This is a genomic window from Devosia ginsengisoli, from assembly GCF_007859655.1.
GTDB lineage: Bacteria > Pseudomonadota > Alphaproteobacteria > Rhizobiales > Devosiaceae > Devosia > Devosia ginsengisoli.
Window position 1 is genome coordinate 1144547 of sequence record NZ_CP042304.1, and the last position, 25655, is coordinate 1170201.

The following is a 25655-nucleotide window of genomic DNA, read 5'->3' on the forward strand; positions in this document are numbered from 1 at the left end:
CAGATCATTTTTCATGCCTACCGCGCCCGTCGCATGGCGCGGTAGAATTTTCAAAGCATTTTCATAGCCCGAGCGATTTGATCTTCCGGTGCAGCGCGCTGCGCTCCATGCCGACGAACTCGGCGGTCTTGGAAATATTGCCACCAAAACGCTCGATCTGCGCCAGCAGATACTGGCGCTCGAACACCTCGCGGGCGTCGCGCAAGGGCAGGCTCATCAGATGCGCCGAGGCGTCCGTATCGCCCACCGTGGGCAGCACTTCGCCGATATCGGACGGCAGCATGGCCGCGGTGATCACGCCATCCTCGGGCTGCTGGTCCTTCATCAGGATCAGCAGGCGCTCGATGGAATTGCGCAACTGCCGCGCATTGCCCGGCCATTCCTGCGCCTGCAGCACGGCAATGGCGTCGTCGCCCACGGTCATGCGCTGCAGATTGTGCATGCGGCACACCTGCTCGATGAACACATTGACCAGTGGCGGCACGTCCTCGCGCCGTTCCTTGAGCGGCGTCAGCGGCAGCGGCACGATGGAAAGCCGGTGGAACAGGTCCGAACGGAATTCGCTGGCTTCGATCTGCGCCGCCACATTCTGCGAGCTGGACGAGATGATGCGCACGTCGATCGGCACCGCCTGCGTGCCGCCGACGCGGTTGAACCGGTTCTCCACCAGCGTCCGCAGCAAAGCCGCCTGCGTTGCTGCCGGCAGCGTCGTCACCTCGGAGAGGTAAAGCGTGCCGCCATGCGCCTTTTCCAGCGCCCCGACCTCGACCTTGAGAATGCCCGTCTTTTCTCGGGCTTCGCGGCCGAACAGCACCACCGGCACTTCCTCGGGCGCATAGAGCGAGGCGTTGATCTCGACGAACGGCGCCTCGGCGCGCGGGCTGCGCTGATGGATCAGCCGGGCCACCAGCCCCTTCCCCGCGCCCGACGGACCGGAAATGAAGATGCGCGAATTGGTCGGCGCCGATTTCTCGATAATGCCGCGCACCTGCTGCAGACCCGGCGAGGTGCCCACCATGTCGGCGCTCTTGGCGGCCGACCGCTCCTTGAGCTCGGCCACCTCGCTGCGCAGGCGCGTCGCTTCCATCGCCCGCTGGGTGATATGCAGCAGTCGGTCGATCTTGAACGGCTTCTCGATATAGTCATAGGCGCCGCGGCGAATAGCCGACACGGCCGTCTCCACATTGCCGTGGCCCGAGATCATCACGACAGGCATGTCAGGGTGCTGGCTCTGGAACACATCCAGCAATTGCAGCCCGTCGAGCCGCGATCCCTGCATCCAGATATCGAGGAAAACCAGGCTCGGCCGCCGCCGCGCGATCTCGTTCAGCCCGCTATCGGCGTCATGAGCCTGCCGCGTTTCGAAGCCCTCGTCCTCCAGGATACCGGCGATCAGGTCGCGGATGTCGTCTTCGTCGTCAATGATGAGAATATCGAGTGCCATTACTTGTGAACCACCGCTGAAATGAGCGGTTCCTCCTGTTGGGCAGATGCGGATTCCGAGTGCGAACCGTCCGCCGCTGAAGATTTGGTAGGTGACTGCAAGGGAAGCGTGAACGTCACGCAGGCGCCGACCCGGCCGATCGGATCAGGTTCGGCATCGATCAGCTCGACGATGCCGCCATGCTGCTCGATGATCTTGGCGACGATGGCGAGGCCCAGGCCCGTGCCCTTCTCGCGCGTCGTCATATAAGGCTCCAGCAGGCGCTGGCGATTGTCCTTCGGCCAGCCCTTGCCATTGTCGGAAACGGCGACGCGCGCATGGTTGCCCTCCACCTGCGCTTCCACCGTGATCGTTGGCTGCCAGTCGGCAGACATGTCAACGGTTTCAAATGCTTCCACCGCGTTCTTGATCAGGTTGGTGAGTGATTGCGCGATGAGGCGATTGTCGAACCAAGCATAGATGGCATCTTCCGGCAGGATGGTACGGATGGTGATTTCGGGCAGCCGCACGCTTTCCAGGAACACCGCCTGCCGCACGGTATCGCTGAGATCGGTGACCTCAGGCGCCGCCTCGGGCATGCGGGCAAAAGCCGAAAATTCATCGACCATGCGCCCGATATCGCCCACCTGCCGCACAATGGTGTTGATGCATTTGTCGAACACCTCGCGGTCATCCTCCAGCTTGCTGCCATAGCGGCGGCGCAGGCGCTCCGCGGACAGCTGGATGGGCGTCAGCGGGTTCTTGATCTCGTGGGCGATACGGCGCGCCACATCTGCCCAGGCGCTGGTGCGCTGCGCCGATTCGAGGTCGGTAATGTCGTCGAAGGTCAGCACATAGCCCTTGGATTCGGTGATCGAGCCCTCCCGCGTGAGCTGCACCTGATAGGTGCGCCGGTCGGTTTCATTGCCGAGTTGGATCTGGTCGCGCACCTGCCCGCGCCGCGCCGAGCGCGCCCGCTCCAGCGTCGGCGCCAGTTGCGGCATGACCTTCTCGATCGGCTCGCCCATCAGGTCGATTTCATCGCGGTCGAGCATTTCGCAGGCGCGGGCATTGACCAGCGTCACCGCCCCGAACGGATCGAGCCCGATAATGCCGGCCGACACGCCCTCCACCACCGCCTCGGTGAATTGCCGGCGCTTCTCGTTCATCTCGCTGGCCGTCAGCAGCGCCTCGCGCTGGCTCTTGAGCTGCTCGGTCATGCGGTTGAAACCGTTGCTGAGGTCGCGCAGGTCGCCCCTGCCCTCCTGCACCGGCACCTGCACGTCGAGTTCGCCCCGGCTGACGCGATTGGAGGCGATCATCAGGTTACGAATCGGGTCGACGAAGCGATTGGCCAGCGCAATGCCGATCCACAAAGCCGCCAGCAGCAGCACCACGGCAAGGCCGACATACATGATGGTGAAGGTGATCTGGAACACCAGCCGGTTGGACGCATATTCTCGGTATTCGGTGATGTTCTCATCGGTGAGCTGCATATATTCGAGCACCTCGGCCTCCACGGGCCGGGCGACGAACAGGTAGGTATCGTCGTAACCGCGCAGCTTTATGACAGAGCCGACAAGGTTGATCCGCCCTGGCGCAATCGCCGCCGGTATGCCTTCCACCAGCCCTTCGGTGATCCCCTCGGGCAATTGCGGATAGGCGCCCTGCACCGCGATCTGCGCCCGCATCAGCGTATCACCTCGTGCATTCACCAGCGACGTAAAGGGCAGCGACCGCGTCACGGCCAGGGCCGTCAGGATGCGCTGGAAGCGCTCCTGGTCCTCGTCAAAGGTTGCGTGCGCCTGTTCCAGTTCCTCGGCCACCCAGATCACGTCATCGCGCAGCACCTGCGCATGTTCGAGCATGTAGGACCGCGCCACCAGCCGGGAGCTCTCCACCATGGCTCTGGTACGCTCGGAGAACCACTGGTCCAACCCCTGATTGAGGGCAATGGTCGCCACCACAGCCACGATGAAGGCGGGAATGGCGGCAACCAGCGCAAACATGGTCACCATGCGGATTTGCATGCCGGCACCGGCCTGCCCCTGCATCCGCGCCTGGATCAGCAGCACCGCCTCGGTCACGACAAGCGCGATCACCAGCAGCACCAGGATGCCGGTGACGATCCAGATCACGGTCCAGACGGTCGTCGATGGCTCGATATTGGTCGTGCCCGACAGGATCAGGAACGACATCGACGACATCAGCACCGAGGCAAACACCACGATGAAGCCGAGAATGCGCAGTGATCGATTGTTGCGTGCGGACGCAAATGGCGACCTGGCCGGTTTGGCCATTTCGCTGACGACACCCTGCTGGGCCCCCTCGCTCGTCGTCGTCACATCACTCATAAATGCCCGAAAGCACTCCGTATCCGCCGCAAAGAGGCAGAGTCTGACCCAATTCGCCCGACCCTTCAAGACAATTGTTGCCAAAATGTGACACTAACGACCGGCGCGCCTAAAGGCGCGTCAAATCGCTCCAGTGGAGCGATTTGAGGTCGTCAGGCCCGGAGCGCTATGCGCGCAGGGCCCGGATGCCCCCAAACTCGGCTTCACATGCCCACTGGACAACCCTCATGCCGCCGGGCACACATCGCTCCCCAGCGCCCCCGCTCATTCCGAGTCTCCCGTTGTCCGCCCCCGCTCCAGTTCGTGTCGAAACCGCCAGTCTCACGGGCATGGCCCTGGGCGTTGCGGCCTATTCGCTGTTCGCCGCCCATGACGCGATGATCAAGGGCGTGATCACCGCCCTGCCCGCCCCACAAATCCTGTTCGTGCGCGGCGTGGTCGTCATCGCTCTCTGCCTGATCATCGGCCGCCATCGCGTGGTGATCGACCTCTGGCACTCGAAGAATCGCATGCTGATCCTCGGCCGCGGCCTGATGACCCTGGCCGCCTGGGTCATGTATTACAGCGCCGGGCGTGACCTGCAGTTGGCCGAGATGACCACGCTCTACTATGTCGCGCCGGTGCTGACGACGGTCCTGGCGGTGATCTTCCTCAAGGAGCAGCTGACACTGGCCCGCATCGGCGGCGCCTCGATTGGCTTTTTCGGTATAGTCGTGGCCGCCAATCCAAGCGGCTTCACCATTGGCTGGCCGGTGATCATGGTGCTGGGCGCCGCCCTGTTCTGGGCCTTCGCCATGATCCTGATGCGCACCATCTCCAGAAGCGACAGCACGCTGGTGCAGGTCTTCGCACAGAACCTTATCCATGTGCTTGTCATGGCCGTGGCCGCCCTGCCGTTCTGGCAAGGCATGGGCCTGCGCGAGATCGCTCTATGCGTCGCTGCCGGCCTTGTCGGTGGCCTGGCCCAGTTCATACTGGTGGAAGCCGCCCGATCGGTGCCGGCCAGCGTGCTCGGCACCGTCGAATATGGCGCGCTGATCTGGAGCTTTATCTTCGGCTACCTGTTCTGGGCCGAAATGCCGGTCACCACCGTCTATGTCGGCGCCTTCCTGGTCGTCGCCGCCGGCCTGACGCTCGCCCTGAGCGAGCATCGCAACCGCCGCGAGATCATCGACGCGCCTTAGCCGTTGCGCCGGCTGTGCTTGACGATCTCGATGCTATGCGTGCGGATCTTCTTGCGCAGCGTATTGCGGTTCAGCCCCAGCAGGTCCGCCGCCTTGATCTGGTTGCCGCCGCATGCATTGAGCGCCATGGCGATCAACGGCGCCTCCACCCGGTCGATGACCCGCTGGTAAAGACCCGCCGGCGGCAGGTTGGGCTCATATTCGCGCAGCAACTGCCCGACATGGGTCTCCACCGCCATCGAAACGTCCATCGGGCCGCCATTGCCCGCTACGCCGGGCCGCTCGGCGATATTGAGCTCGTTCTGCACGATCTCGGCCGAAATCGATTCGTCGGCATAAAGCGCCGACAACCGCCGCACCAGGTTTTCCAGCTCGCGCACATTGCCCGGCCAGGAATAGTTCTGCATCAGCTTGATGGCCTCGGGCGAGATCGACTTGGTCGGCTCGCCATCTCGCTGCGCCGCCTTGAGGAAATGCGCCGCCAGGTCGCCGACATCATCGACACGCTCCCGCAGCGGCGGCAGGCGGATCGGCACGACATTGAGCCGGTAGTAAAGATCCTCGCGGAACAGCCCCTGCCGGATCATCTGGCTGAGGTCGCGATGCGTGGCGGCGACGATACGCACATTGGTCTTGATCGAGGACCGCCCCCCGACCATCGTATATTCGCCCTCCTGCAGCACGCGCAGCAGGCGGGTCTGGGCGTCCATCGGCATGTCGCCGATTTCGTCGAGGAACAGCGTGCCGCCCTCGGCCTGTTCGAACCGGCCCGACGAGCGCGTATTGGCGCCGGTAAAGGCCCCCTTCTCGTGGCCGAACAGTTCCGCCTCGATCAGGTCGCGCGGAATGGCGGCCATGTTGATGGCCACGAACGGCCCGTTGCGACGCTTGCCGAAGTCATGCAGCGCCCGCGCCACCAGTTCCTTGCCGGTGCCGCTCTCGCCGGTAATCGTCACTGTAAGGTCGGTCTGCATCAGTCGCGCCAGCGCGCGATAGATGTCCTGCATGGCGGTCGAGCGCCCGACCAGCGGCATGGTCTCGCCGGGATCTTCGACCCTACGGTCCGTCGTGCTCGGCTTCTTGGCATCGGCCAGCGCCCGCGCCACCACCGACAGCACCTCGGTAATATCGAACGGCTTGGGCAGGTATTCATAAGCGCCCACTTCCGAAGCCCGGATGGCCGTCATGAACGTGTTCTGCGCGCTCATCACGATCATCGGCAGGTCGGGGCGCAGCTTCTTGATCTTGGGCATCACCTCGAAGGCATTGCCGTCGGGCATGGCTACGTCGGTGATCAGGATATCGCCCTCGCCACGGCTCACCCAGTTCCACATCGTGGAGATATTGCCAGTCGGACGAACCTCATAGCCGGCCCGGGTCAGCGCCTGGTTGAGCACCATGCGGATCGCGGCGTCGTCGTCGGCGAGCAGGACCACATGGCTCATCGTGCCGCTTCCTCTTCATTGATTAGCTGGAATGCCGCGCTCGCGACGGGAAGAAGCACCCTGAACCGGGTGCGGCCCGGCCGGCTCTCGCACTCGATGACCCCACCGTGATCGCTGACGATCTTCGCCACCAGTGCCAGCCCGAGGCCCGAGCCATTGGTCTTGGTAGTAACGAAGGGATCGAACAGAAAGGGTAGGATGTCGGGCGGCACGCCGGGACCATTATCCTCGATGACGATTTCCAGCGGCAACGAGATGCGTTCGGACACGCCGGCCACGCTGATCCGGATGCCCGGCCGGAAGGCGGTCGAGAATTTGATTTCAGGTTTCTGTGTTCGATCAAGAGCTTCCGCAGCATTCTTCACGAGATTGAGGAAGATTTGAATCAGTTGATCGCGATTGCCGAACACCGGCGGCAGCGATGGATCATACTCGTCCGAAAAGGCGATGCCCCGCGCCACGCCATTGCGCGCCAGCAGTTTCACCCGATCCAGCACGACGTGGATATTGATCGGCTCGCGCTCCATCGGCCGCTCGTCGCCGAACACTTCCACCCGATCGATCAACCCGACAATGCGATCGGTCTCTTCGCGGATCAGCCGTGCCAGCGGGATTTCGTCGCTGCTGACCGTCTGCTCCAGCAATTGCGCCGCGCCGCGAATGCCTGACAACGGATTCTTGATCTCATGCGCCAGCATCGAGGCTAGTCCCGTCACCGAGCGCGCCGCCCCGCGCGACACCATCTGCCGGTCGATCTTGTCGGCCATGGTGCGCTCCTGGATCAGCAGCGCCACCCTGCCGTCGCTGTCCGATAGCGGGCTGGCAAACACATCGGCAATCCGCTCATCGCCAAAGCGCGACGAGCCGATGCGCACCCGATATTCGGTCATCGGCGCCCGCCGCGCCGCCACCGTTTCCACCAGCCCTATAATCGGTGAGCCGAAGGCGATCAGGTCATCCAGCCGCTGCCGCGTCAGCACGCTCAGCGATGCGCCGAAAAATGCCTCGGCGGCATAGTTGACGAAGGTGATCTCGCGATCCTCGCCACAGACGATGATCGGCTGCGGCAGGGCCTGCAGCACTGATGTCGACGGAACGGGGCCGGCAGCAGGCGCCGGAGCCTCGATGGCGCTCATGCAGCAGCCCTTTGCTCGCTGGAAAAGATGGCAGCGATCTGCCGCAGCACATCGGCCGGCACATCATTGTTGAGAAAGGCGTTGCGGGCAGGCTTGTCGAGCACGATGCCCGCAGCCTCGGTGTACCAGTCGAGATGCTTGCGCGCCGCCCGCAGGCCGACCGCTGTGCCGTATTCGACCAGCATGTCCTCGTAATGCTCGGACACCAGCGCAACCAGTTCATCGCCCTCGGGCGCAGCCGGCCCCGACTGCCCCGACAGCCCTGCCCCGATCTGCGCCACGGCCCATGGCCGCCCCTGCGCGCCGCGACCAAGCATCACGGCCGCAGCCCCGGACTGTTCCAGCGCCTCGCGCGCCGACGCCAGGTCGACAATGTCGCCATTGACCACGACAGGCACGTCCACGGCCTCCACTACGGCCCGCACCAGCTCCCAGCGCGCAAAGCCCTTGTAGAACTGCTGCCGCGTCCGCCCATGCACGGTGATCATCTGCACGCCGGCATCCACAGCCCGCCGCGCCATGTCAGGCGCATTGAGGCTGTCGTCGTCCCAGCCCAGCCGCATCTTCACCGTCACCGGCAGCGGCGTCGCGCTCACCACGGCGTCGATCAGCGTCATGGCATGGTCCGGCACGCGCATCAGCGCCGAGCCGGCATAGCCATTGGTCACCCGCTTGGCGGGGCAACCGAAATTGATGTCGATAATGTCGGCGCCGGCCTCATGGGCGATTTTCGCCCCGCGCGTCATCCATTCGGCCTCGCAGCCGGCCAGTTGCACCATATGCGGCAGCGTGCCGGGCCTGCCGAGCTTGCGCGCCATGTCCTGGCTACCCACGGCCAGCGCATTGCTGGCAATCATCTCGGAGACCACCATGCCGGCGCCGAAATGCTCGGCGAGCTTGCGGAACGGCCGATCGGTAATTCCGGCCATGGGTGCCAGGAAAGCATTATTGCGAACCGCGTGGCTCCCGATGCTCAACTTGCAGGCAACCTCAGACACAAACTGCCCCAGAAATGGTCATTTTCAAATGAATGCCTGCACAATAGTCAAAACGGCTGGCAGCGCAATACCTTATATGGTGCCCGCCACGGTGCGGCAGCCCTGCACTTGCCGCATGCCATGCCGGGCGCTAGACCACGAGCACGTGACGGTTTCAAGTCCAGGTTGCCCGGTTTTCCATGCGTCAGAAGTCCATTTTCGTCATTGTCGTCGCCGCCGGGAAAGGCGAACGCGCCAGCGCCGATGGCTCTACCGACCCCAAGCAATATCGCTCGCTGGCCGGCATACCGGTATTGGCCCGCACCATCAGGGCCTTTCTCGACCTGCCCTATGTCACCAACGTCCTCACCGTGATCCACCCCGATCACGCCGACCGCTATGCTTCACTTGGCCTCGCCGATGATCGCCTGCTGCCCCCGGTTACCGGTGGCGCCTCGCGCCAGGCCTCGGTGTTGGAAGGGCTCAAGGCCCTGGCCCCGCTCCGCCCGGACCTGGTGCTAATCCAGGATGCCGCCCGCCCCTTCGCCACGCCCCAGGTGATCGGCGACGTCATTGCCGCCCTCGACCAGTATGACGGCGCCCTGCCCGCTTTGCCCGTCACCGACACCATCAAGCGCTCACTCGACGGCCGCCAGGTCGCCACCACCGAGGATCGCAGCCAGCTCGCCGCTGCGCAGACGCCACAAGGTTTCCGCTTCGGCCAGATTTTCTCCGCCCATATGCGTGCCGCAACGCTGCCCCGCCAGTTCACCGACGATGCCGAGATCGCCGAATGGGCCGGCCTGCGCGTCGCCATGGTCATGGGCGACCGCGACAACATCAAGATCACCCATCCGCAAGACTTCGCCCAGGCGGAGCGCATCCTCTCCGGAGACGCCATCATGGAAACCCGTATCGGCTCGGGCTTCGATTTTCACCAGTTCGAGCCGGGCGATGCTGTATGGCTGGGCGGCGTCCGCATCCCCCACCACGCCAAACTCAAAGGCCATTCCGACGCCGACGTGGCCCTGCATGCCCTCACCGATGCCATTCTCGGTGCCATCGGAGAAGGCGATATCGGCGTCCATTTCCCGCCCTCCGACATGCAGTGGCAAGGCGCGGCCTCCACCATCTTCCTCAAGCATGCCGGGGACCTCGTGGCCAAGGCCGGCGGCCGCATCGTCAATCTCGACGTGACAATCGTCTGTGAAGCGCCGAAGATCGCCAGTCATGTTCCGGCGATGCAACGGGTCATCGGCGAAACACTGGGCATCGCGCCGACACGGATCGCCGTCAAGGCGACGACAAGCGAGAAGCTCGGCTTCATCGGGCGGGAGGAGGGTATGGTGGCAATGGCCAGCGCGAGCGTAGAAATGCCGAGGGTCGATTGATGGCGAAAAAGACCGAGGCACCGACGCCCAATCCGGGCAAGCAGATCATCGATATCCTGGCCAGCAAGAACCAGACCATCGTCACCGCCGAAAGCTGCACCGGCGGCATGGTCGCCGCCGCACTGACCGACATTCCCGGCGCCTCAGCCGCGCTCTATGGCGGCTACGTCACCTACGCCAATACCGCCAAGTCCCGCATGATCCACGTCCAGGCAAGGCTGATCCGCGACTATGGCGCCGTCAGTAACCAGGTGGCCCGCGCCATGGCCGACGGCGCCCGCAACACCGCGCGCGCCGACTATGCCGTCTCGGTCACCGGCATTGCCGGCCCCGACGGCGGCAGCGAAAAAAGCCGGTCGGCCTCGTCTATGTCGCCGTATCTTCAGAACTCGCCACCGTTGTCATCGAAAATCGTTTCGGCGACCTCGGCCGCGACGAAATCCGCAAAGCCAGCGTCAACGCCGCGCTCGAACTGGTCCTGCACGTGCTGACCAGCGACAAGGGCTGAGCCACTTCTGACTGCCGTGGCTCCCGTCACCCCACCCTCAATCCCTCCCCATCGAGGGGAGGGAGGCGCATGACCACATTCCTGGATCGCTCGATGTTTCACCGTTTACCCGGCCAAGCTTCCCTCCCCCTTGTGGGGAGGGAATGAGTCACACGCACTAACGCCAGTGAAGCCCCTACTCCCCGTACCGCCGATCGGCCTCATCCGCAAAAGCCTGGATGATCTCATCCTGCTTGGCCGCAAAAGCCGGTTCGGCAACCGCCGCGATGAACGGGTTGGAAATCTTGAAGTCGATTTCGAACCGCACCCGCGTTCCCATGCCCTCGGGCTCGAAGCTCCACACGCTGTCGAGATAGGCGAACGGTCCATCCACCGCCTTGGCCGTGATAGTCAGCGCCTGATGGTCCAGTGTCACCCGGCTGGTATAGGCTTGGGTGATCGGCCCGAAATACAGCGTCATCTTGGCCAGACGCACATCCGCGCTGCCAGCTGCCGGGTCCTTGCGGACATCCATCGCCTTGCAGTTGGGAATAAAGCGCGGATAGTCCCCGAGATCGGCCACGATCTCGAACATGCGCTGGGGCAGGTGCGGCACATGCCGCTCGAAGAAACGCTTCATCAGTGCCCCAGCCTGGCCATCCGCGCCGCCTTGAGCCGTGCAAAATCCTCGCCGGCATGGTGCGACGACCGGGTCAGCGGGCTCGATGACACCAGCGCAAAGCCCTTCGCCGTCGCCACCGTGGCATAGGACTTGAACTCGTCCGGCGTCACGAACCGCTGCAACGGATAGTGCTTCTTGGTCGGCTGCAGATACTGCCCGATGGTCAGGAAATCCACCTCCGCCGAGCGCAGGTCATCCATGAGCTGCAGCACTTCGTTGCGCTCCTCGCCCAGCCCCACCATGAAGCCCGACTTGGTGAACATGGTCGGATCGAGTTCCTTGACCTTCTGCAACAGCCGGATCGAGTGGAAGTAGCGCGCACCTGGGCGCACCTTGAGATATTTGGACGGCACCGTTTCCAGATTGTGGTTGAACACGTCAGGCTTGGCCGCCACCACGATTTCGAGAGCCCCTTCCTTGCGCAGGAAGTCCGGCGTCAGGATTTCGATCGTGGTCTTTGGATTGCGCGCGCGGATCGCCAGGATCACATCGGCAAAATGCTGCGCCCCGCCATCGGCCAGGTCGTCGCGATCCACCGAGGTGATAACGACATGCTCCAGCCCGAGCTTTTCCACGGCCTTGGCCACATTTTCCGGCTCGTTGATATCGAGCGGCCCCGGCAGGCCCGTCCGCACATTGCAGAAGGCGCAGGCGCGGGTGCAAATCTCGCCCATGATCATCATGGTCGCGTGCTTCTTGGACCAGCATTCCCCGATATTGGGGCAGCCGGCCTCCTCGCACACCGTGACGAGATTGTTCTCCCGCACGATCTGCTGGGTTTCCTTGTAGACCGGGGAGCCCGGCGCCTTGACGCGGATCCAGTCCGGCTTGCGCAACACCACGCTGTCGGGCCGGTTGGCCTTTTCAGGGTGACGCGGCTTGGCCAGGGAATTGTCGATCAGAGTGACCACGGAAGTGGAGTCCTTATGCAATCAGCCGTGCGAGAATCACGACGATGATGGCGCCGACCGTCGAGGTCACGATCTGGCGGACCAGATCGTTGCGGATACCGAGATCGATCCGCAGCGCCGTGAACAGATACCCTCCCACGAACGAACCGATCACCCCGCTGATGAGGTAAGTGATCAGCCCGCCGCCTCCGACGATAAGGCTGGCGAGGAAACCAGCCACGATGCCGATTCCGAGAAACACCAGGATCGCGCGATTATTGTTGCCGCCCATGGTGAAGCCTCCACCCGTACTTTGCCGTTCCGGTAATGCCATTCTTTGTGCCCTCTCAAACTCTCGACGGGATATTGCGTCTCGCCGAGCGCCCTTCAAGCCCTATCGCGCAATCACGCGCGCTACGGCAATCACCACGATTGCCCCGATAGTGGCCGTGATGATCTGGCTCACCAGCGCGTTGCCGATGGGCAGCGAGATATTGGCCGCCGACAGCAGCCAGCCGCCTACAAAGGCGCCGATGACGCCGACAATCAGGTTGCGCAGCAACCCGCCACCGCCCAGTACCAGCCCAGCCAGCCATCCGGCCACCAGCCCGATGCCGAGAAAGATCAGCAGTTCAGTCGTTCCGACACTCATTGCAATACCTCCGCGATTTCGACCCATTCGCCATGGCGCGAGGCCGACAGAATCGTCGCCTGCACCAGCGCCAGGGAATGCAGGTTATCCTCACCCGAGCTGAAACGGGCAGGAATCGCACCGGTCTCGATCACCTTGGCGATAGACGCCAGCGTGCCGGTCCGGTCGGCGAATTCGATTGGCTCCAGCGGAAAGGCCACCGCCTCCCCGTCGCGCTCGCGCAGGCTGAGCCTGTCCGGCCCCGCCTTGCCCATGAAATGGTCGCGCGAACTCCAGATGATTTCGCCTTCCGAGCAATCCATCGTCCATTCGCCCGACCACGGCGTCACCGGGCCGGAACTCATCCAGCTGCCGCGATAGGACACGATGGTACCCTTCTCGAATTCCAGCGTCGCCACCCCGATCGGGTGATGCCCGAACGGGCTCGCCGCCGGATTCCAGGTGCGGCACGACACCCGCTTGGGATTGTCGTTCAGCACCATGCGCATCAGGTCGAAATGGTGGATCGACATATCGGCCAGCAGCGGATCGGGCATATCCCAATAGCGATACCCCTGGCTCGGCGCATGCCGGCGGAAGTCGATGGAGACCAGGTTCACCGGCCCGAATTTCTGCGCCCCGATCAGTTCGGCCGCGGCAATCGGCGCCGGCTGGAAGCGATAATTCTGGCTGACCATCAGCACCCGGCCATTGGCCTTGGCCAGCTCCACCAGTTCCCTGCCCTGCGCGATGGTCGAGGCGAAGGGCTTTTCCACGATCACGTTGAGGCCGAGTTCAAGGCAACGCTTCACCACCGGATAATGCGCCTCGGTACGGAGTGTGCAGATGGCGAGGTCCGCCTCGAGCCCCTGCGCCGCCTCATCGAGGCTCAGGAAGCACCGCTTCTCCTCGATGCCAAGCTCATCCTGCACCCGCTTGATGGCCTCGGGATTGGAATCCACATAGCCCACCATGTGAATGCTGGGAACTTTGGGGATAACTTCCTTGGTCCAGCTGAATCCCCAGTGTCCCAGGCCGACTTGGATCGCCTTGACCATGTGGATAACTCCTTGTTGCTCGGGCCCTGTCCCATCCACGATGTCATCCCGGCCTCGAGCCGGGATCCATCCTGAGATGTTGCCCGCTCATCAATCTCAGGATGGGCCCCGGCTCAAGGCCGGGGTGACACCGAGGATGTGGCGGCTTAGAGCCCATCTCAAATATTCAGCGCCCGCCCATAAGCATCCAGCACGCTTTCCTTCATCGTCTCGCTCAGCGTCGGATGCGGGAAGATGGTGTGGATCAGTTCTTCCTCGGTCGTTTCGAGGTTCATCGCAATCACGAAACCCTGGATCAGTTCGGTCACTTCGGCACCCACCATATGCGCGCCCAGCAATTCGCCGGTCTTGGCGTCAAAGATGGTCTTGACCAGCCCATCCGGCTCGCCCAGCGCGATCGCCTTGCCGTTGCCGACAAATGGGAACCGCCCGACCTTGATTTCGCGCCCAGCTTCCTTGGCCTTGGCCTCGGTCAGCCCCACGCTCGCCACCTGCGGCTCGCAATAGGTGCAGCCCGGCACCTTGGTCTTGTCCAGCCCATGCACCTTCATGCCGGCGATCTTCTCGACGGTGATGACAGCCTCATGCTCCGCCTTGTGCGCCAGCATCGGCGGCCCGGCCACGTCGCCAATGGCCCAGATGCCATCCACATTGGTCTTGCCATAGCCATCGATGACAATGGCCCCGCGTTCGGTCTTCACGCCGAGCGTTTCCAGCCCAAGATTTTCAATATTGCACTGCACGCCCACGGCCGAGATCAGCTTCTCGCCCGAGATTTGCTGCTTGCTGCCATCCTTGAGTTCGACATGCGCCGTCACGCCATCCTTGGTCTTCTCGACCTTGGCCACCTTGGCATCCGTCAGAATCTTGATGCCGCGCTTCTCCAGCCGCTTGCGCGCCAGCCCGGCAATCTCGGCATCTTCCACCGGCATGATCTGCGGCAGCAGCTCGATAATGGTCACTTCCGCGCCCATCGAACGATAGAAGGAGGCGAACTCGACGCCGATGGCACCCGACCCCATCACCACCAGGCTCTTGGGCATGGTGGTCGGCTTCATCGCCTCGAAATAGGTCCATATCTTGTCGCCATCGGGCTCGATGCCGGGCAGCACGCGCGGCCGCGCACCGGTGGCGATGATGATGTTCTTGGCCTTGTAGGTCCCCTCGCCCAGCGCATTCTTGGGCGGCGGCACCTGCGGCTGCTGGATGGCCTTCTTGGTCGGCGCGACCTTGACCTCGCCGGCCTTGGTGATGACAGCCTCGCCCCAGATGGTGTCGACCTTGTTCTTCTTCATGAGGAACTGGACGCCATTGTTCATCTGCGCCGCAATGGCGCGCGAGCGCTTCACCACGCCGTCGATATCCACGCCGAACTTCTCGGCCGTGAGGCCATAGTCCTTGGCATGGGTCATGTGGCCGTAAATTTCGGCCGAGCGCAGCAGCGCCTTGGTCGGAATGCAACCCCAGTTGGAGCAGATGCCCGCCATATGCTCGCGCTCGATAATGCCCACCTTCATGCCGAGCTGCGCGCCACGGATAGCGGCAACATAGCCGCCGGGGCCGGCGCCGATGACGAGAAGGTCGTATTGGTCAGCCATTTGGGCCTCCAGTAAGTCTGTTGTCCCGACCTAAAGGTCGAGCATGGATTTCACGACCGGCACGAGCCCCTCGCCGATCGCGCGTGTATTGGCCGCGTCGAGATGGATGCCGTCGCGCGGGTCGGGTTGCGCGACCGTCGAAGCATCGAAGAAGCCGGTATTCCATTCCTGCGCCCGGCGCGCATAGTGCAGCGCCAGTTCGCCCGCCTGCGTCAGCGCATGGTCGAGCCCGCCAAAATGCCCCATCATGTCGCCATTGTCAGTGGCGCAGACCAGCGGCGGCGCCACCAGCAGGATATCCGGCACCGGCTCGTCGAGCATGGCAAAATGCCCGCGCGTGATCTGCACCAGCCGGCGCATGCCATAGGATGCGGTCAGCGCATTGCCGTTGACGGCAGGCTTGAGGTCATTGGTGCCCAGCATGATGATGACCATGTCGAGCGGCGCATGGCTGGCCAGCAGCGTCGGCAGGATGCGCGCGCCGTTCCGGTCGGCATCAGCCGTCCAGTCGTCGAACGCCGTCGTCCGACCGCCCAGCCCTTCGGCAATCACCCGCGCCTTGCCGCCCAGCCCGCGCTCGAGCACACTCGGCCACCGGTCCTCATAGTCATGCCGCGGCCCGCCGGGCTGCGGATTGGACCCGAAGGTCAGGCTGTCGCCATAGGCCAGGATGGTTTTCATGGCGCGACGCTCCTAGGCCAGCATCATGACCGGGTTTTCGATCAGGCCCTTGAACACGCCGAGCACTTCCGCCCCCAGCGCGCCATCCACGGCGCGGTGGTCGCAGGAGAGCGTGCAGCTCATGAACTGGCCGATCTTGATCTCGCCCTTGTCGGCATAGACGCGTTCCTCGCCCACGCCCACCGCCAGGATCGTGCCATGCGGCGGGTTGATGACGGCGCCGAATTCCTTGATGCCGAACATGCCCAGATTGGATACCGACGAGGCCCCGCCCTGATATTCATGCGGCGCCAGCTTCTTGCCGCGCGCGCGGGTCGCCAGATCCTTCACCTCTTCGGAGATTTCCCGCAGCGTCTTGGTATCGCAGCTCTTGACCACCGGTGTGAACAACCCACCCGGCACGGCCACGGCAACCGCCACGTCCGAGCGCTTGTGGTAGAGGATCGAATCCACCGCCCAGGTGGCGTTGGCCAGCGGCACGCGCTGCAGGGCCACGGCCCAGGCCTTCATCACGAAGTCATTGACCGAGAGCTTGTATTCCGGCTTGCCGTCCTTGCTCTTGGGCGCAGCAGCATTGATCTGCTCGCGCGCCGCCATAAGCGCATCGATCTTGCAATCGATCGTCAGGTAGAAATGCGGCACCGTCTGCTTGCTCTCGGTCAGCCGCGCCGCGACAACCTTGCGCATGCCGTCATTCGGCACCAGCTCGTAGCTGCCTTCAGGGTAAAGCGCCAAGACCTGCGCCTTGGTCATGCCCCCGGCCATCGCCGCACCGCCGCTTGCCGAAGCAGGAGCCGACGCAGCCGCCTTGAGCGGCACCTTGCCCGATTTGGCCGCTTCCACATCCGACTTCACCACGCGCCCTTTGGGGCCGGAGCCTGATATAGCCGACACGTCAATCCCGGCTTCCTTGGCCAGCCGCCGCGCCAGCGGCGAGGCAAACACCTTGCCCTCGGATTTCGCCGGAGCCGGTGCCGCGGCAACGGGGGCAGTCGCCGCCGGCGCCGGTGCAGCAGCGGCCGGCTTTGGCTCCTCTGCCTTGGAAGCTTCGGCGGCCGGTTCAGCCTTCTTGGCCTCTGCCTTGGGCGCCGCAGCCACCGCATCGGCGCTTTCACCCTCCTGCAGCAGCACGGCGATCACGGCATTGACCTTCACGCCTTCGGTGCCTTCAGCGACCATGATCTTGCCGATCTTGCCCTCGTCCACAGCCTCGACTTCCATCGTGGCCTTGTCGGTCTCGATCTCGGCAATCACGTCGCCCGAGGAGACGCTGTCGCCTTCCTTGACGTGCCACTTGGCGAGCTTGCCCTCTTCCATCGTCGGAGAAAGCGCCGGCATGGTGATATCAATTGGCATCCCGGTTCTCCTTACGAGCGGTAGGTCACGGCATTCACCGCCGCGATCACTTCATCGACGTTCGGCAGCGCCAGTTTTTCGAGGTTGGCGGCATAGGGCATGGGCACGTCCTTGCCGGTGACGCGCATAACAGGGGCATCGAGATAGTCGAACGCCTGTTCCATCACCCGCGCCGACAGTTCCGAGCCGATACCGCCCTGCGGCCAGCCCTCTTCCACCGTCACCAGCCGCCCGGTCTTCTTGACCGATTCGATCACCGTGTCGCTGTCCAGCGGCCGCAAGGTGCGCAGGTCGATCAGTTCCACATCGACGCCGGCCGCCACCAGCTTCTCGGTCGCCTGCGTCGCATAGCGCATGCCCATCGAGAACGAGACGATCGTCACGTCAGCACCCTTGCGGGCAATGCGCGCCTTGCCGATCGGCAGCAGGAAGTCATCGACCTTGGGCACCAGGCCCGTCGAGCCATAGAGAATTTCGTTTTCGAGGAAGACCACCGGGTTCGGCGAACGGATCGCCGCTTTCAGCAGCCCCTTGGCGTCTGCCGCGCTATAGGGCGCGATGACAGTCAGCCCCGGCACATGGCTGTACCACGCCGAATAATCCTGGCTGTGCTGCGCACCCACGCGCGCGGCAGGGCCATTGGGCCCGCGAAACACCATCGGCGCCTTGACCTGCCCACCCGACATATAGAGCTGCTTGGCCGCCGAGTTGATGATCTGGTCGATCGCCTGCATGGCAAAGTTCCAGGTCATGAACTCCACGATCGGCTTGAGCCCCGCAAAGGCCGCACCCACTGCCAGCCCGGCAAAGCCGTGCTCGGTAATCGGCGTATCGATGATGCGCTCGGGCCCGAATTCCTGCAGCAGGTTCTGGGTGATCTTGTAGGCGCCCTGATATTCGGCCACCTCCTCGCCCATCACGAACACGTCCTTGTCGCGGCGCAGTTCCTCCGCCATGGCCTCGTTCAGCGCCTGGCGCACGGTCATCTCGACCATTTCCACGCCTTCCGGCAGGTCCGGGTCGCTTTGCGCCTCGAACTTCGGCGCTGCCGGCGCGGCGGCAGCCGATGGCGCGGCTTCCGCCGCTTTTTCGGCAACCGCGACCGGCGCTTCGGCCTCGACCATGGTGGACGCTGCTTCGGCAGCCGGCCCAGCGGCGGGCGCGGCACTCGCCGTCTCGCCCTCGGCCAGCACCAGCGCGATCGGCGTGTTGACCTTTACGCCCTCGGTGCCTTCTTCGACCAGCAATTCCTTGACCACGCCTTCATCGACCGACTCGACTTCCATCGTCGCCTTGTCGGTCTCGATTTCAGCCAGCACGTCGCCGGATTTGACCGTGTCGCCAACTTTCACCAGCCATTTGGACAGCTTGCCCTCTTCCATGGTGGGCGACAGCGCGGGCATCAGGATTTGGGGCATATCAGCTCTCCAGGATTTCTTGGGCGCCGGGCATGGTGGCCACGCGGCGAAGGTCTGTGTTGAAGGCGAATTGCGCGGGTATGACGCGCGGATCGTTGATCAGCCGCGGTTCGGCCGATGCGGTGGCCGCGGCCGGCGTCTGGTTGCTGACCCAGCCGCTCAGGATCAGGCCGAGCAGCAGGAAGACGATGAAAGCGATCACCGAGCGCTTGTAGATAATGAGCGACGGCGCCGCCGCAGCGCCCGCCTTGGCTTCGAGCTGGGAAAATTTCCACCAGCCCAGCGGCATGAACCCGGCCAGATCAGCGCCGGCAGGCGCCGCTCGCACGATGGCGACGGCCTGAATGACCGCCACGACCAGCGCGAGCACTGCGAAAAGCACGATGACGCCGAGCAGGACGCTCATGGCTCGCCTCAGGCGCTGACTGTGATGTCGGTCCAGAGTTCGGACGCATCCGGCTCGGGATCGTTGGTCGCAAAGTCAGCGGCTTCGGTGACGATGGCGCGAATGTCGTTCTCGATCTTCTTGAGCTCGTCCTCGGTCTGGAACCCGCCCTCGATCAGCCGCCCCTTGACCTGCTCGATCGGGTCGCGCTCCTGCCGGTACTTGGTCACTTCGTCCTTGGTGCGATACTTCGCCGGGTCGGACATGGAATGGCCCCGATAGCGATAGGTCAGCATTTCGAGGATGAATGGGCCCTTGCCCGAGCGGGCATGCTCGATAGCGCGGCGGGCCGCGTCATAGACCATGCGCACATCCATGCCGTCGACCTGCTCGCCCGGAATATCGAAGCTCAGGCCGCGCTGGGAGAAATCGGTGGTCGCCGCGGCCCGCTCGATCGAGGTGCCCATGGCGTATTTGTTGTTCTCGATGATGAAGACAACAGGCAGCTTCCACAGCTTGGCCATGTTGAAGCTCTCATAGACCTGGCCCTGGTTGGCCGCGCCATCGCCGAAATAGGCAATGCTCACCGAATTGTCGCCGCGATATTTGGCGGCAAAGGCCAGCCCTGCCCCCAGCGAGACCTGCGCGCCGACAATGCCGTTGCCACCGTAGAATTTGTGCTCGTTGCTGAACATGTGCATCGAGCCGCCCTTGCCCTTGGAAAGGCCGCCCTGGCGGCCGGTCAACTCGGCCATCACGCCCTTGGGGTCGAGCCCCATGACCAGCATGTGTCCGTGGTCACGATAGCCGGTAATCTGGGCATCCGAGCCCTTTTCCGATGCCATGGTGACGCCGGTCACCACCGCTTCCTGGCCGATATAGAGGTGGCAGAAACCGCCGATCAGGCCCATGCCATACATCTGGCCGGCCTTTTCCTCGAAACGCCGGATCAGCAGCATTTCGCGATAGGCTTCGAGGTCCTGTTCCTGGCTGAATTCTGGTACGTTGGATTGCGTCTTGGCCTTGCTGGCCACAGGCTTACGCGCCATGAGGGAACGCTCCGCATCGAAATGGATTTGCTGCCTGGCCCGATCTGGCCACACTTGCGCATCATAGTGCAAGCAATGCGCAGAAAGCAATGCTCGCCAATGGCGCCGGATTGCAGCTAAAGCGTTGAATCCGCTTCGATAAGTCGCATTAACTCATCTGTGGCTAATTCTTCGTATTTACCGGAAAGTGGTTCACCGGTAACCGGGTCGACCATCACCAGAATATCGTCCGCATTGGCCATGTTCAGCAGGGCGCGAGCCCGCTCGGTGATGATGTCGGGGTCCAGCCGCCGCGTATCCATCAGCGTGGCCCGGTGCCGATAGGCGTCGATCTCGGCCTGCAATGCCGCCGACTTGGCCTTGAACTGATCGATATCGAGCAGGATCTGCGCCCGGTTATCGATACCGAACTGCCCGCCAATGGCCGAGAAACCGAGATAACCCTGAAACCCGAGCAACGCCACGGTCAGTGCCAAGGGGCGCCAGAGTGCAGGACGTTTGAGACGGGTGGGCATGGGCTAACCGGAATTGAACCCAGTCATTATGCCTGACAAGGGTTTAACGGGGGGTTGCCATATCGGGGCACACATCCTCTCCACCATCACCAGCCGTCACCCTCGGGCCTGACCCGAGGGCTCTTCACTTAATGAATGCACCGCAAGTGCAATACCCTCGGGTCAGGCCCGAGGGCGACGATCCAGTTTGGGAGAGGCTGGCGGTGCCCCATCTCGCCGTTCAGGCCACGCCCTCACACCGGCACGTAATCGATCTCCAGGAACCGCCCCACCTCCGGCACCCAGCGGTCCCGTACGAAGGCCACATGATCGGGGTGGTCATTATACCCCGCATAGGCCGCCTGGTCGGTGAATTCCATCGAGAAGCCGAACGCATAGTCGTTCTTGGGACTGACCTGCCGCAACTGTTCGAATTTCTCGACACCCGGAATCGCGGCCAGCACGAGGGCATCGCGCAGGAACGCCCCCTCCTCCGCCGACCCCGCCTCATGCTTCAGCGAAAACACCACGGTATGACGGATCATCCCTCCGCTCCGATCGCTTCCGTCGCCGCAATGGCCGCCATATTGACGATGCCGCGGCTGGTGGTCGATGGCGCCAGGATATGCGCCGGCGATTTCGGCCCCATCAGGATCGGGCCAACCGACAGCGCATTGTTCATCTCCTTGAGCAGCGTCATGGACAGGTTCGCCGCATCGAGATTGGGGAAGATCAGCAAGTTGGCTTCACCGCCCAGCACGCTGTCGGGGATATAGCGCTCGCGCAGCCCCTGGTTCAGCGCCAGGTCGCCCTGCATTTCGCCTTCCACGATCAACTCGGGCGCCACCACCTTGAGCTTGTCATAGGCTTCCCGCATCTTGAATGCACTGTCGCCCTCGCGTGAGCCGAAATTGGAATAGCTCAGCAGCGCCACCCGGGCTTCGATATTGAAGCGCTTGAGGTGGTTGCGCGCCTGCAGAGCGATGCCGACGATCTCGTCGGCCGTCGGCTCCTGGTTCATATAGGTGTCGGCCAGGAAGAAGGCTCCCCGCGGCATGATCAGCATGGAAAGCGCCGAAACATTTGCCACGCCATCCTGCAGTCCGATGATTGAGCGGATGTCGCGCACATGCTTGATGAACCGCCCCTGCAACCCGCAGATCAGCGCATCGGCTTCCCCGCGCTTTACCGCCAGCGCGCCGATGACAGTCGTATTGGTGCGCACCACCTGCCGCGCTGTATCCGGCGTCACGCCGTCACGGCCGACCAGCGAATGGAACAGGCTCACATAGTCGCGGTACCGCGGATCGTCCTCGGGGTTGATGACCTCGAAATCCACGCCCGGCCGCAAATTGAGCCCGAACCGCTCGATACGCGATTCGATGACGGCCGGACGGCCAATCAGGATGGGCCGCGCCACGCGCTCTTCGAGCAGCACCTGCGTGGCCCGCAGCACCCGCTCGTCCTCGCCATCGGCAAAGGCGATACGTTTCTGCAGCCCCTGCGCCCGGTCGAAGATCGGCTTCATCACCAGCCCCGAGCGGAACACGAAGCGGTTGAGACTGTCCATATAGGCGTCCCAGTCGCTGATCGGATTCTTGGCGACGCCCGATTCCATGGCGGCCCGCGCCACGGCCGGCGCAATGCGCAGCATCAGCCGCTGGTCGAACGGATTGGGAATGATGTGGTCCGGCCCGAACACCGCCGGCGCGCCCGATGACGACACTTCCAGCGCCGGCTCATGCGCCAGCTTGGCAATGGCCCGCACCGCCGCCAGCTTCATTTCCTCGTTGATGACTGTGGCGCCGACATCGAGCGCCCCGCGGAAGATGAACGGGAAACACAGGACATTGTTGACCTGGTTGGGATAGTCCGAGCGCCCGGTGCAGACCATGGCGTCGGCCCGTGTCTCCTTGGCCAGTTCCGGGGTGATTTCCGGGTTGGGATTGGCCAGCGCCAGGATCAATGGCTTGGGCGCCATTTTCACCAGCATGTCCGGCCTCAGCGCACCCGCCGCCGATAGCCCGAGGAACACATCGGCCCCCTCGATCACCTCGGCAAGCGTCGTCGCGTCGCTGGTGCGGCGGAACTGCCCGCGCCACTTGTCATTGACATCATTACGCTTGTGGGTGACCAGGCCATCCTTGTCGGCGACCCAGATATTCTCGTATTTCGCCCCCAAAGCCACCAGCACATTGAGGCAGGCAATAGCCGCCGCCCCTGCCCCCGAAGCGCAGATCTTGACGTCCTCGATCTTCTTGCCCTTGAGCTCCAGCCCGTTGAGCACCGCCGCGCCGACGATGATGGCCGTGCCATGCTGGTCGTCGTGGAACACCGGGATCGGCATGCGCTCGCGCAAAGCCTCCTCGATCTCGAAACAGTCCGGCGCGCGGATATCTTCCAGGTTGATGCCACCAAAGGTCGGCCACAACGGCGCCACCGCATCGATGAACTTCTTCGGATCGAGTTCGTCGATCTCGAGATCGAACACATCGATCCCGGCGAATTTCTTGAACAGCACCGCCTTGCCTTCCATGACAGGCTTGCTGGCCAGCGCTCCGATATTGCCCAGGCCGAGCACGGCCGTGCCGTTGGAAATAACAGCGACCAGGTTCTGCCGCGACGTATATTTCGCCACCGTTTCGGGGTGTTCGGCAATTTCCTCGCACGGCGCCGCGACGCCGGGGGAATAGGCCAGCGCCAGATCGCGCTGGTTGCCCAGCGGCTTGGTCGGCTGGATTTCGAGTTTACCGGGCTTGGGGAATTCGTGGAAGTGGAGCGCGGCTTCGCGCAGGGCGGTCCGCTGTTCGTTGGGGTCGGTCGTCACGCGCAGTCCTCCTCACCCGCCTTGCGTGGTGGCGGGCATAGTATGGGACTGCTTGGTGCCACCAATCGCCGGCGATGAAAAGGGACTAAGTCCGCGCAGGGCTGTCGCTAAAGCCGAATTATGCGTCAGGCGGCGCTGGCAACGATACTCTCGATGCGGCTGCGCGGCGTCGCCGTCGCATGCAGGGCCGTAGCCAGCTCGCGGAAGGCCCCGATCTTGAGCGCCGGGGCAAAGATATAGCCCTGCGCCTGCACCACGCCCCGCGACCGCAGATAGAGCGCCTGCTCTTCCGTCTCGACCCCCTCGGCCACGATCTCGCAATCGAGATCCTTGGCCAGCGCGATCAGCCCATCGAGCACCGGAACCTGCGTCGTGCCCGGCTTGACCATGTCCACGAAGATGCGGTCGATCTTGATCACATCGACACCCAGCGTGCCGAGATAGGCCAGGTTGGAATGCCCCGTGCCGGCATCGTCCATCGCCAGCCGCGAGCCCAGCGCATGCAGGCCCGCAATGACGCTATTGGCCACCGCCGAATTGCCCAGCGGATGCCGCTCGGTGATTTCGAACACCAACTGCCGGAAGCCGATCGGCGAATTGCCGAAAATAGCCTGCACATCCTCGACAATGCTGTCGTCGCGGAAATGGCCCTCGAACAGGTTGATGGAGATTTTCAGCTCCGGCATCATCTGGCTCAGGTCACTAAGGTCGAACTTGACCTGCTGCATCAGCGACAGCGTCATCGGAATGGCCAGCCCCGTCACCTCGGCATAGTCGATGAAGGCGCCGGGCGGAATCACCTGCCCGTTCTTCTTCTCCCACCGGCACAGCACTTCGCAGCCCATCAGCTCGCCCGTGCGCAGGTTGATGACCGGCTGGTAATAAGGCTTGATCTCGCCCCGCGCGATCGCCCGCTCCAGATCGAACGCCGGCACGCGCGAGCGCCGAACATAGCCCAGCGACAGCAGCAGCACCACGGCGCTCATCCCGCAGGCAATCGCCGTGAACACCATGTCGAGATCGGCATAGCTCGCCCGCGCCATGACGAACGGCACGGCATATTCCACCTTGAGCGGCAATTCGCCGGCAAAACCCTGCGCATAGATGAATTCGGCGCTCGAAGAGCGGCGGTCGAAGGCGCTGGAATCGCCCACTGTCAGCACCGGCGTGCCATTGGTCAGCAACACCCGCATCATCGCGGCACTGGCCAGCCCCTGCGCCAACCCGTCCGAGGTCTGCCCCATCAGCGGCACGAAGGCCGACACAAGGCGCGTCTGGCCAAAGGTCTGGGTAATCTTGAGCGCCGGCATATCCAGCCCACCAAGCTGGACCAGGGTAATGGACTCCGTCCGCCCCGGCACCGGCAGGCTTTCCGACAGCGGTGAATAGACGACATTGCGCCCGAAGGCGTCGCAATACTGCACGCCATCCGAATTTTCGACCAGCACCTGCTTCAAATTGAGACTGGATTCGATTTCGCGCTGCACATTGGCCACGAAGGTCGGCGTACACAGCGACGGGCTCTCCGCCAGGACGCGCCGCAGCGAGGCAATGGCGTCATTCACACCAATTTCAATTTGTGAGGTAATGGCGCCAACATTCTGCTTCGTATCGGCTTTCTCTCTTACGCGGACATAGCCGTCCAGCAGATAATCCACCGCCACGATCGGAACAAACGCCAGCAGCGCTCCGATCAGCGTCAGGATATGAGAGTATTTGGATTTCAAGATTCGAATCCGAAAACACCAGTCGACTGCCAATCGGTACCAACCAGCATTTAACGGATCATTAACGCTGATTAACCGATCGCAAATCGCGGGAGCGCACTATGAACCAGGCCTGGCCGGCGACGCCCTTCGCCCATCTCGTGCCCGAGCGGAACTATGTGGTGATACGGGCCTTCCGCGACTACGATGGCGCCGACCATCCCATCGGCGAAAGCTGGACCTTCATCGGCTCCAGCTTCCTGCCTTATGATGACGGCCTGTCGCTCTTCGCCGTGATCCACGGCCAACGCCACCAGGTCCGCATGCAATGGCGCGACGAGGAACAGGGCCCGATCATCGACAATCTCAGCGCCTATCTGCAGCCAAAGAAATAGGCGGCCCCAACGGGACCGCCTACGGAATTTCCAGAGACCTCATGGTGAGCTTGTCGACCCACGAGGTCGAGGCGAGTAGAGGCCGCCC

Annotated in this window: 23 protein-coding genes and 1 pseudogene; 4 read left to right on the forward strand and 20 right to left on the reverse strand. The window is 63.2% G+C overall.

Annotated features, from left to right (window positions below; translation table 11 throughout):
• Positions 1-61 precede the first annotated feature (61 nt).
• Positions 62-1444 carry a nitrogen assimilation response regulator NtrX gene (ntrX, locus tag FPZ08_RS05540; RefSeq protein ID WP_146289057.1) on the reverse strand — a complete coding sequence of 461 codons (1383 nt, stop codon included), beginning with the start codon at positions 1442-1444 and terminating at the stop codon, positions 62-64.
• Positions 1444-3777 (reverse strand): sensor histidine kinase NtrY-like, encoded by a 2334-nt coding sequence (locus FPZ08_RS05545; protein WP_146289058.1) that lies wholly within the window; start codon positions 3775-3777, stop codon positions 1444-1446. Before FPZ08_RS05545 ends, ntrX begins: the two co-directional genes overlap by 1 nt.
• A gap of 281 nt (positions 3778-4058) precedes the next feature.
• Here FPZ08_RS05545 and FPZ08_RS05550 point away from each other — a divergent pair, with 281 nt between their 5' ends.
• Positions 4059-4961 (forward strand): DMT family transporter, encoded by a 903-nt coding sequence (locus FPZ08_RS05550; RefSeq protein WP_186767219.1) that lies wholly within the window; start codon positions 4059-4061, stop codon positions 4959-4961.
• Here FPZ08_RS05550 and ntrC read toward each other — a convergent pair.
• The 3 genes from ntrC to dusB are packed head-to-tail and all read right to left on the reverse strand — an operon-like array spanning position 4958 to position 8471.
• Positions 4958-6406, reverse strand: a complete 1449-nt coding sequence (gene ntrC, locus FPZ08_RS05555; protein ID WP_146289060.1) for a nitrogen regulation protein NR(I) — start codon at positions 6404-6406, stop codon at positions 4958-4960. The two genes, FPZ08_RS05550 and ntrC, sit on opposite strands and share 4 nt — an antisense overlap.
• Positions 6403-7542: a two-component system sensor histidine kinase NtrB gene (locus FPZ08_RS05560; RefSeq protein WP_146289061.1), complete on the reverse strand. Its 1140-nt coding sequence runs from the start codon at positions 7540-7542 to the stop codon at positions 6403-6405. Before FPZ08_RS05560 ends, ntrC begins: the two co-directional genes overlap by 4 nt.
• Positions 7539-8471 carry a tRNA dihydrouridine synthase DusB gene (gene dusB / locus FPZ08_RS05565; protein ID WP_186767220.1) on the reverse strand — a complete coding sequence of 311 codons (933 nt, stop codon included), beginning with the start codon at positions 8469-8471 and terminating at the stop codon, positions 7539-7541. Before dusB ends, FPZ08_RS05560 begins: the two co-directional genes overlap by 4 nt.
• 248 nt (positions 8472-8719) lie before the next feature.
• Here dusB and FPZ08_RS05570 point away from each other — a divergent pair, with 248 nt between their 5' ends.
• Positions 8720-9910, forward strand: coding sequence for a bifunctional 2-C-methyl-D-erythritol 4-phosphate cytidylyltransferase/2-C-methyl-D-erythritol 2,4-cyclodiphosphate synthase (locus FPZ08_RS05570; protein WP_146289063.1), 1191 nt, complete (start codon positions 8720-8722; stop codon positions 9908-9910).
• Positions 9910-10418 (forward strand): annotated as a pseudogene (locus FPZ08_RS05575) (CinA family protein). Before FPZ08_RS05570 ends, FPZ08_RS05575 begins: the two are co-directional and overlap by 1 nt.
• A gap of 175 nt (positions 10419-10593) precedes the next feature.
• On the opposite strand, the gene FPZ08_RS05580 reads toward FPZ08_RS05575, so the two are convergent.
• The 15 genes from FPZ08_RS05580 to FPZ08_RS05650 all read right to left on the reverse strand — a co-directional run bounded on the left by FPZ08_RS05580 (position 10594) and on the right by FPZ08_RS05650 (position 25193).
• Entirely contained in the window at positions 10594-11037 is a 444-nt protein-coding gene (locus FPZ08_RS05580; RefSeq protein WP_146289064.1) for a type II toxin-antitoxin system RatA family toxin, read from the reverse strand.
• Positions 11037-11990, reverse strand: a complete 954-nt coding sequence (gene lipA / locus FPZ08_RS05585) for a lipoyl synthase (RefSeq protein ID WP_146289065.1) — start codon at positions 11988-11990, stop codon at positions 11037-11039. The genes FPZ08_RS05580 and lipA overlap by 1 nt, the downstream gene beginning before the upstream one ends.
• A gap of 13 nt (positions 11991-12003) precedes the next feature.
• Positions 12004-12261, reverse strand: a complete 258-nt coding sequence (locus FPZ08_RS05590) for a GlsB/YeaQ/YmgE family stress response membrane protein (RefSeq protein WP_146289066.1) — start codon at positions 12259-12261, stop codon at positions 12004-12006.
• Positions 12262-12363: 102 nt separating this feature from the next.
• Entirely contained in the window at positions 12364-12621 is a 258-nt protein-coding gene (locus FPZ08_RS05595; RefSeq protein ID WP_056251535.1) for a GlsB/YeaQ/YmgE family stress response membrane protein, read from the reverse strand.
• The gene (locus FPZ08_RS05600) at positions 12618-13658 is read right to left on the reverse strand and encodes a Gfo/Idh/MocA family protein (RefSeq protein ID WP_146289067.1); all 1041 of its coding nucleotides are present in this window, start codon (positions 13656-13658) and stop codon (positions 12618-12620) included. The genes FPZ08_RS05595 and FPZ08_RS05600 overlap by 4 nt, the downstream gene beginning before the upstream one ends.
• 158 nt (positions 13659-13816) lie before the next feature.
• Positions 13817-15256: a dihydrolipoyl dehydrogenase gene (lpdA, locus tag FPZ08_RS05605; protein WP_146289068.1), complete on the reverse strand. Its 1440-nt coding sequence runs from the start codon at positions 15254-15256 to the stop codon at positions 13817-13819.
• Between the two features lie 30 nt (positions 15257-15286).
• Positions 15287-15937, reverse strand: coding sequence for an SGNH/GDSL hydrolase family protein (locus FPZ08_RS05610; RefSeq protein WP_146289069.1), 651 nt, complete (start codon positions 15935-15937; stop codon positions 15287-15289).
• A gap of 12 nt (positions 15938-15949) precedes the next feature.
• Positions 15950-17293, reverse strand: a complete 1344-nt coding sequence (locus tag FPZ08_RS05615; protein WP_146289070.1) for a pyruvate dehydrogenase complex dihydrolipoamide acetyltransferase — start codon at positions 17291-17293, stop codon at positions 15950-15952.
• Between the two features lie 11 nt (positions 17294-17304).
• Positions 17305-18711 carry a pyruvate dehydrogenase complex E1 component subunit beta gene (locus tag FPZ08_RS05620; protein ID WP_146289071.1) on the reverse strand — a complete coding sequence of 469 codons (1407 nt, stop codon included), beginning with the start codon at positions 18709-18711 and terminating at the stop codon, positions 17305-17307.
• 1 nt (position 18712) lies between these two features.
• Positions 18713-19117 carry a hypothetical protein gene (locus FPZ08_RS05625; RefSeq protein ID WP_146289072.1) on the reverse strand — a complete coding sequence of 135 codons (405 nt, stop codon included), beginning with the start codon at positions 19115-19117 and terminating at the stop codon, positions 18713-18715.
• An 8-nt stretch (positions 19118-19125) separates the two neighbouring features.
• On the reverse strand, positions 19126-20145 hold the full coding sequence (gene pdhA / locus FPZ08_RS05630; protein ID WP_146289073.1) for a pyruvate dehydrogenase (acetyl-transferring) E1 component subunit alpha: 1020 nt from the start codon (positions 20143-20145) through the stop codon (positions 19126-19128).
• Between the two features lie 116 nt (positions 20146-20261).
• Entirely contained in the window at positions 20262-20660 is a 399-nt protein-coding gene (locus FPZ08_RS05635; RefSeq protein ID WP_146289074.1) for an FtsB family cell division protein, read from the reverse strand.
• A 233-nt stretch (positions 20661-20893) separates the two neighbouring features.
• On the reverse strand, positions 20894-21184 hold the full coding sequence (locus FPZ08_RS05640; RefSeq protein WP_146289075.1) for a Dabb family protein: 291 nt from the start codon (positions 21182-21184) through the stop codon (positions 20894-20896).
• A complete protein-coding gene (locus FPZ08_RS05645) occupies positions 21181-23466 on the reverse strand; it encodes an NADP-dependent malic enzyme (protein WP_146289076.1) in 2286 nt (761 codons plus the stop codon). The genes FPZ08_RS05640 and FPZ08_RS05645 overlap by 4 nt, the downstream gene beginning before the upstream one ends.
• 125 nt (positions 23467-23591) lie before the next feature.
• A complete protein-coding gene (locus FPZ08_RS05650) occupies positions 23592-25193 on the reverse strand; it encodes an EAL domain-containing protein (RefSeq protein ID WP_146289077.1) in 1602 nt (533 codons plus the stop codon).
• Positions 25194-25294: 101 nt separating this feature from the next.
• On the opposite strand from FPZ08_RS05650, the gene FPZ08_RS05655 reads away from it, so the two are divergent.
• Positions 25295-25567 (forward strand): DUF3601 domain-containing protein, encoded by a 273-nt coding sequence (locus FPZ08_RS05655; protein WP_146289078.1) that lies wholly within the window; start codon positions 25295-25297, stop codon positions 25565-25567.
• Positions 25568-25655 lie beyond the last annotated feature (88 nt).

Excerpts from the sequence above, each read along its gene's own strand:
- dusB (WP_186767220.1), bottom strand. The coding sequence starts at position 8,471 with ATGGCCGGAATTACCGATCGGCCGTTCCGCAAGCTCGCCGAGCATTTC.
- FPZ08_RS05600 (WP_146289067.1), bottom strand. The coding sequence starts at position 13,658 with ATGGTCAAGGCGATCCAAGTCGGCCTGGGACACTGGGGATTCAGCTGG.
- FPZ08_RS05635 (WP_146289074.1), bottom strand. The coding sequence starts at position 20,660 with ATGCCCACCCGTCTCAAACGTCCTGCACTCTGGCGCCCCTTGGCACTG.
- pdhA (WP_146289073.1), bottom strand. The coding sequence starts at position 20,145 with ATGGCGCGTAAGCCTGTGGCCAGCAAGGCCAAGACGCAATCCAACGTA.
- FPZ08_RS05570 (WP_146289063.1), top strand. The coding sequence starts at position 8,720 with ATGCGTCAGAAGTCCATTTTCGTCATTGTCGTCGCCGCCGGGAAAGGC.
- FPZ08_RS05640 (WP_146289075.1), bottom strand. The coding sequence starts at position 21,184 with ATGATCCGTCATACCGTGGTGTTTTCGCTGAAGCATGAGGCGGGGTCG.
- FPZ08_RS05615 (WP_146289070.1), bottom strand. The coding sequence starts at position 17,293 with ATGCCAATTGATATCACCATGCCGGCGCTTTCTCCGACGATGGAAGAG.
- FPZ08_RS05620 (WP_146289071.1), bottom strand. The coding sequence starts at position 18,711 with ATGCCCCAAATCCTGATGCCCGCGCTGTCGCCCACCATGGAAGAGGGC.
- FPZ08_RS05545 (WP_146289058.1), bottom strand. The coding sequence starts at position 3,777 with ATGAGTGATGTGACGACGACGAGCGAGGGGGCCCAGCAGGGTGTCGTC.
- FPZ08_RS05595 (WP_056251535.1), bottom strand. The coding sequence starts at position 12,621 with ATGAGTGTCGGAACGACTGAACTGCTGATCTTTCTCGGCATCGGGCTG.
- FPZ08_RS05580 (WP_146289064.1), bottom strand. The coding sequence starts at position 11,037 with ATGAAGCGTTTCTTCGAGCGGCATGTGCCGCACCTGCCCCAGCGCATG.
- FPZ08_RS05625 (WP_146289072.1), bottom strand. The coding sequence starts at position 19,117 with ATGAGCGTCCTGCTCGGCGTCATCGTGCTTTTCGCAGTGCTCGCGCTG.
- lpdA (WP_146289068.1), bottom strand. The coding sequence starts at position 15,256 with ATGGCTGACCAATACGACCTTCTCGTCATCGGCGCCGGCCCCGGCGGC.
- ntrX (WP_146289057.1), bottom strand. The coding sequence starts at position 1,444 with ATGGCACTCGATATTCTCATCATTGACGACGAAGACGACATCCGCGAC.
- FPZ08_RS05560 (WP_146289061.1), bottom strand. The coding sequence starts at position 7,542 with ATGAGCGCCATCGAGGCTCCGGCGCCTGCTGCCGGCCCCGTTCCGTCG.
- FPZ08_RS05655 (WP_146289078.1), top strand. The coding sequence starts at position 25,295 with ATGAACCAGGCCTGGCCGGCGACGCCCTTCGCCCATCTCGTGCCCGAG.
- FPZ08_RS05590 (WP_146289066.1), bottom strand. The coding sequence starts at position 12,261 with ATGGGCGGCAACAATAATCGCGCGATCCTGGTGTTTCTCGGAATCGGC.
- FPZ08_RS05610 (WP_146289069.1), bottom strand. The coding sequence starts at position 15,937 with ATGAAAACCATCCTGGCCTATGGCGACAGCCTGACCTTCGGGTCCAAT.
- ntrC (WP_146289060.1), bottom strand. The coding sequence starts at position 6,406 with ATGAGCCATGTGGTCCTGCTCGCCGACGACGACGCCGCGATCCGCATG.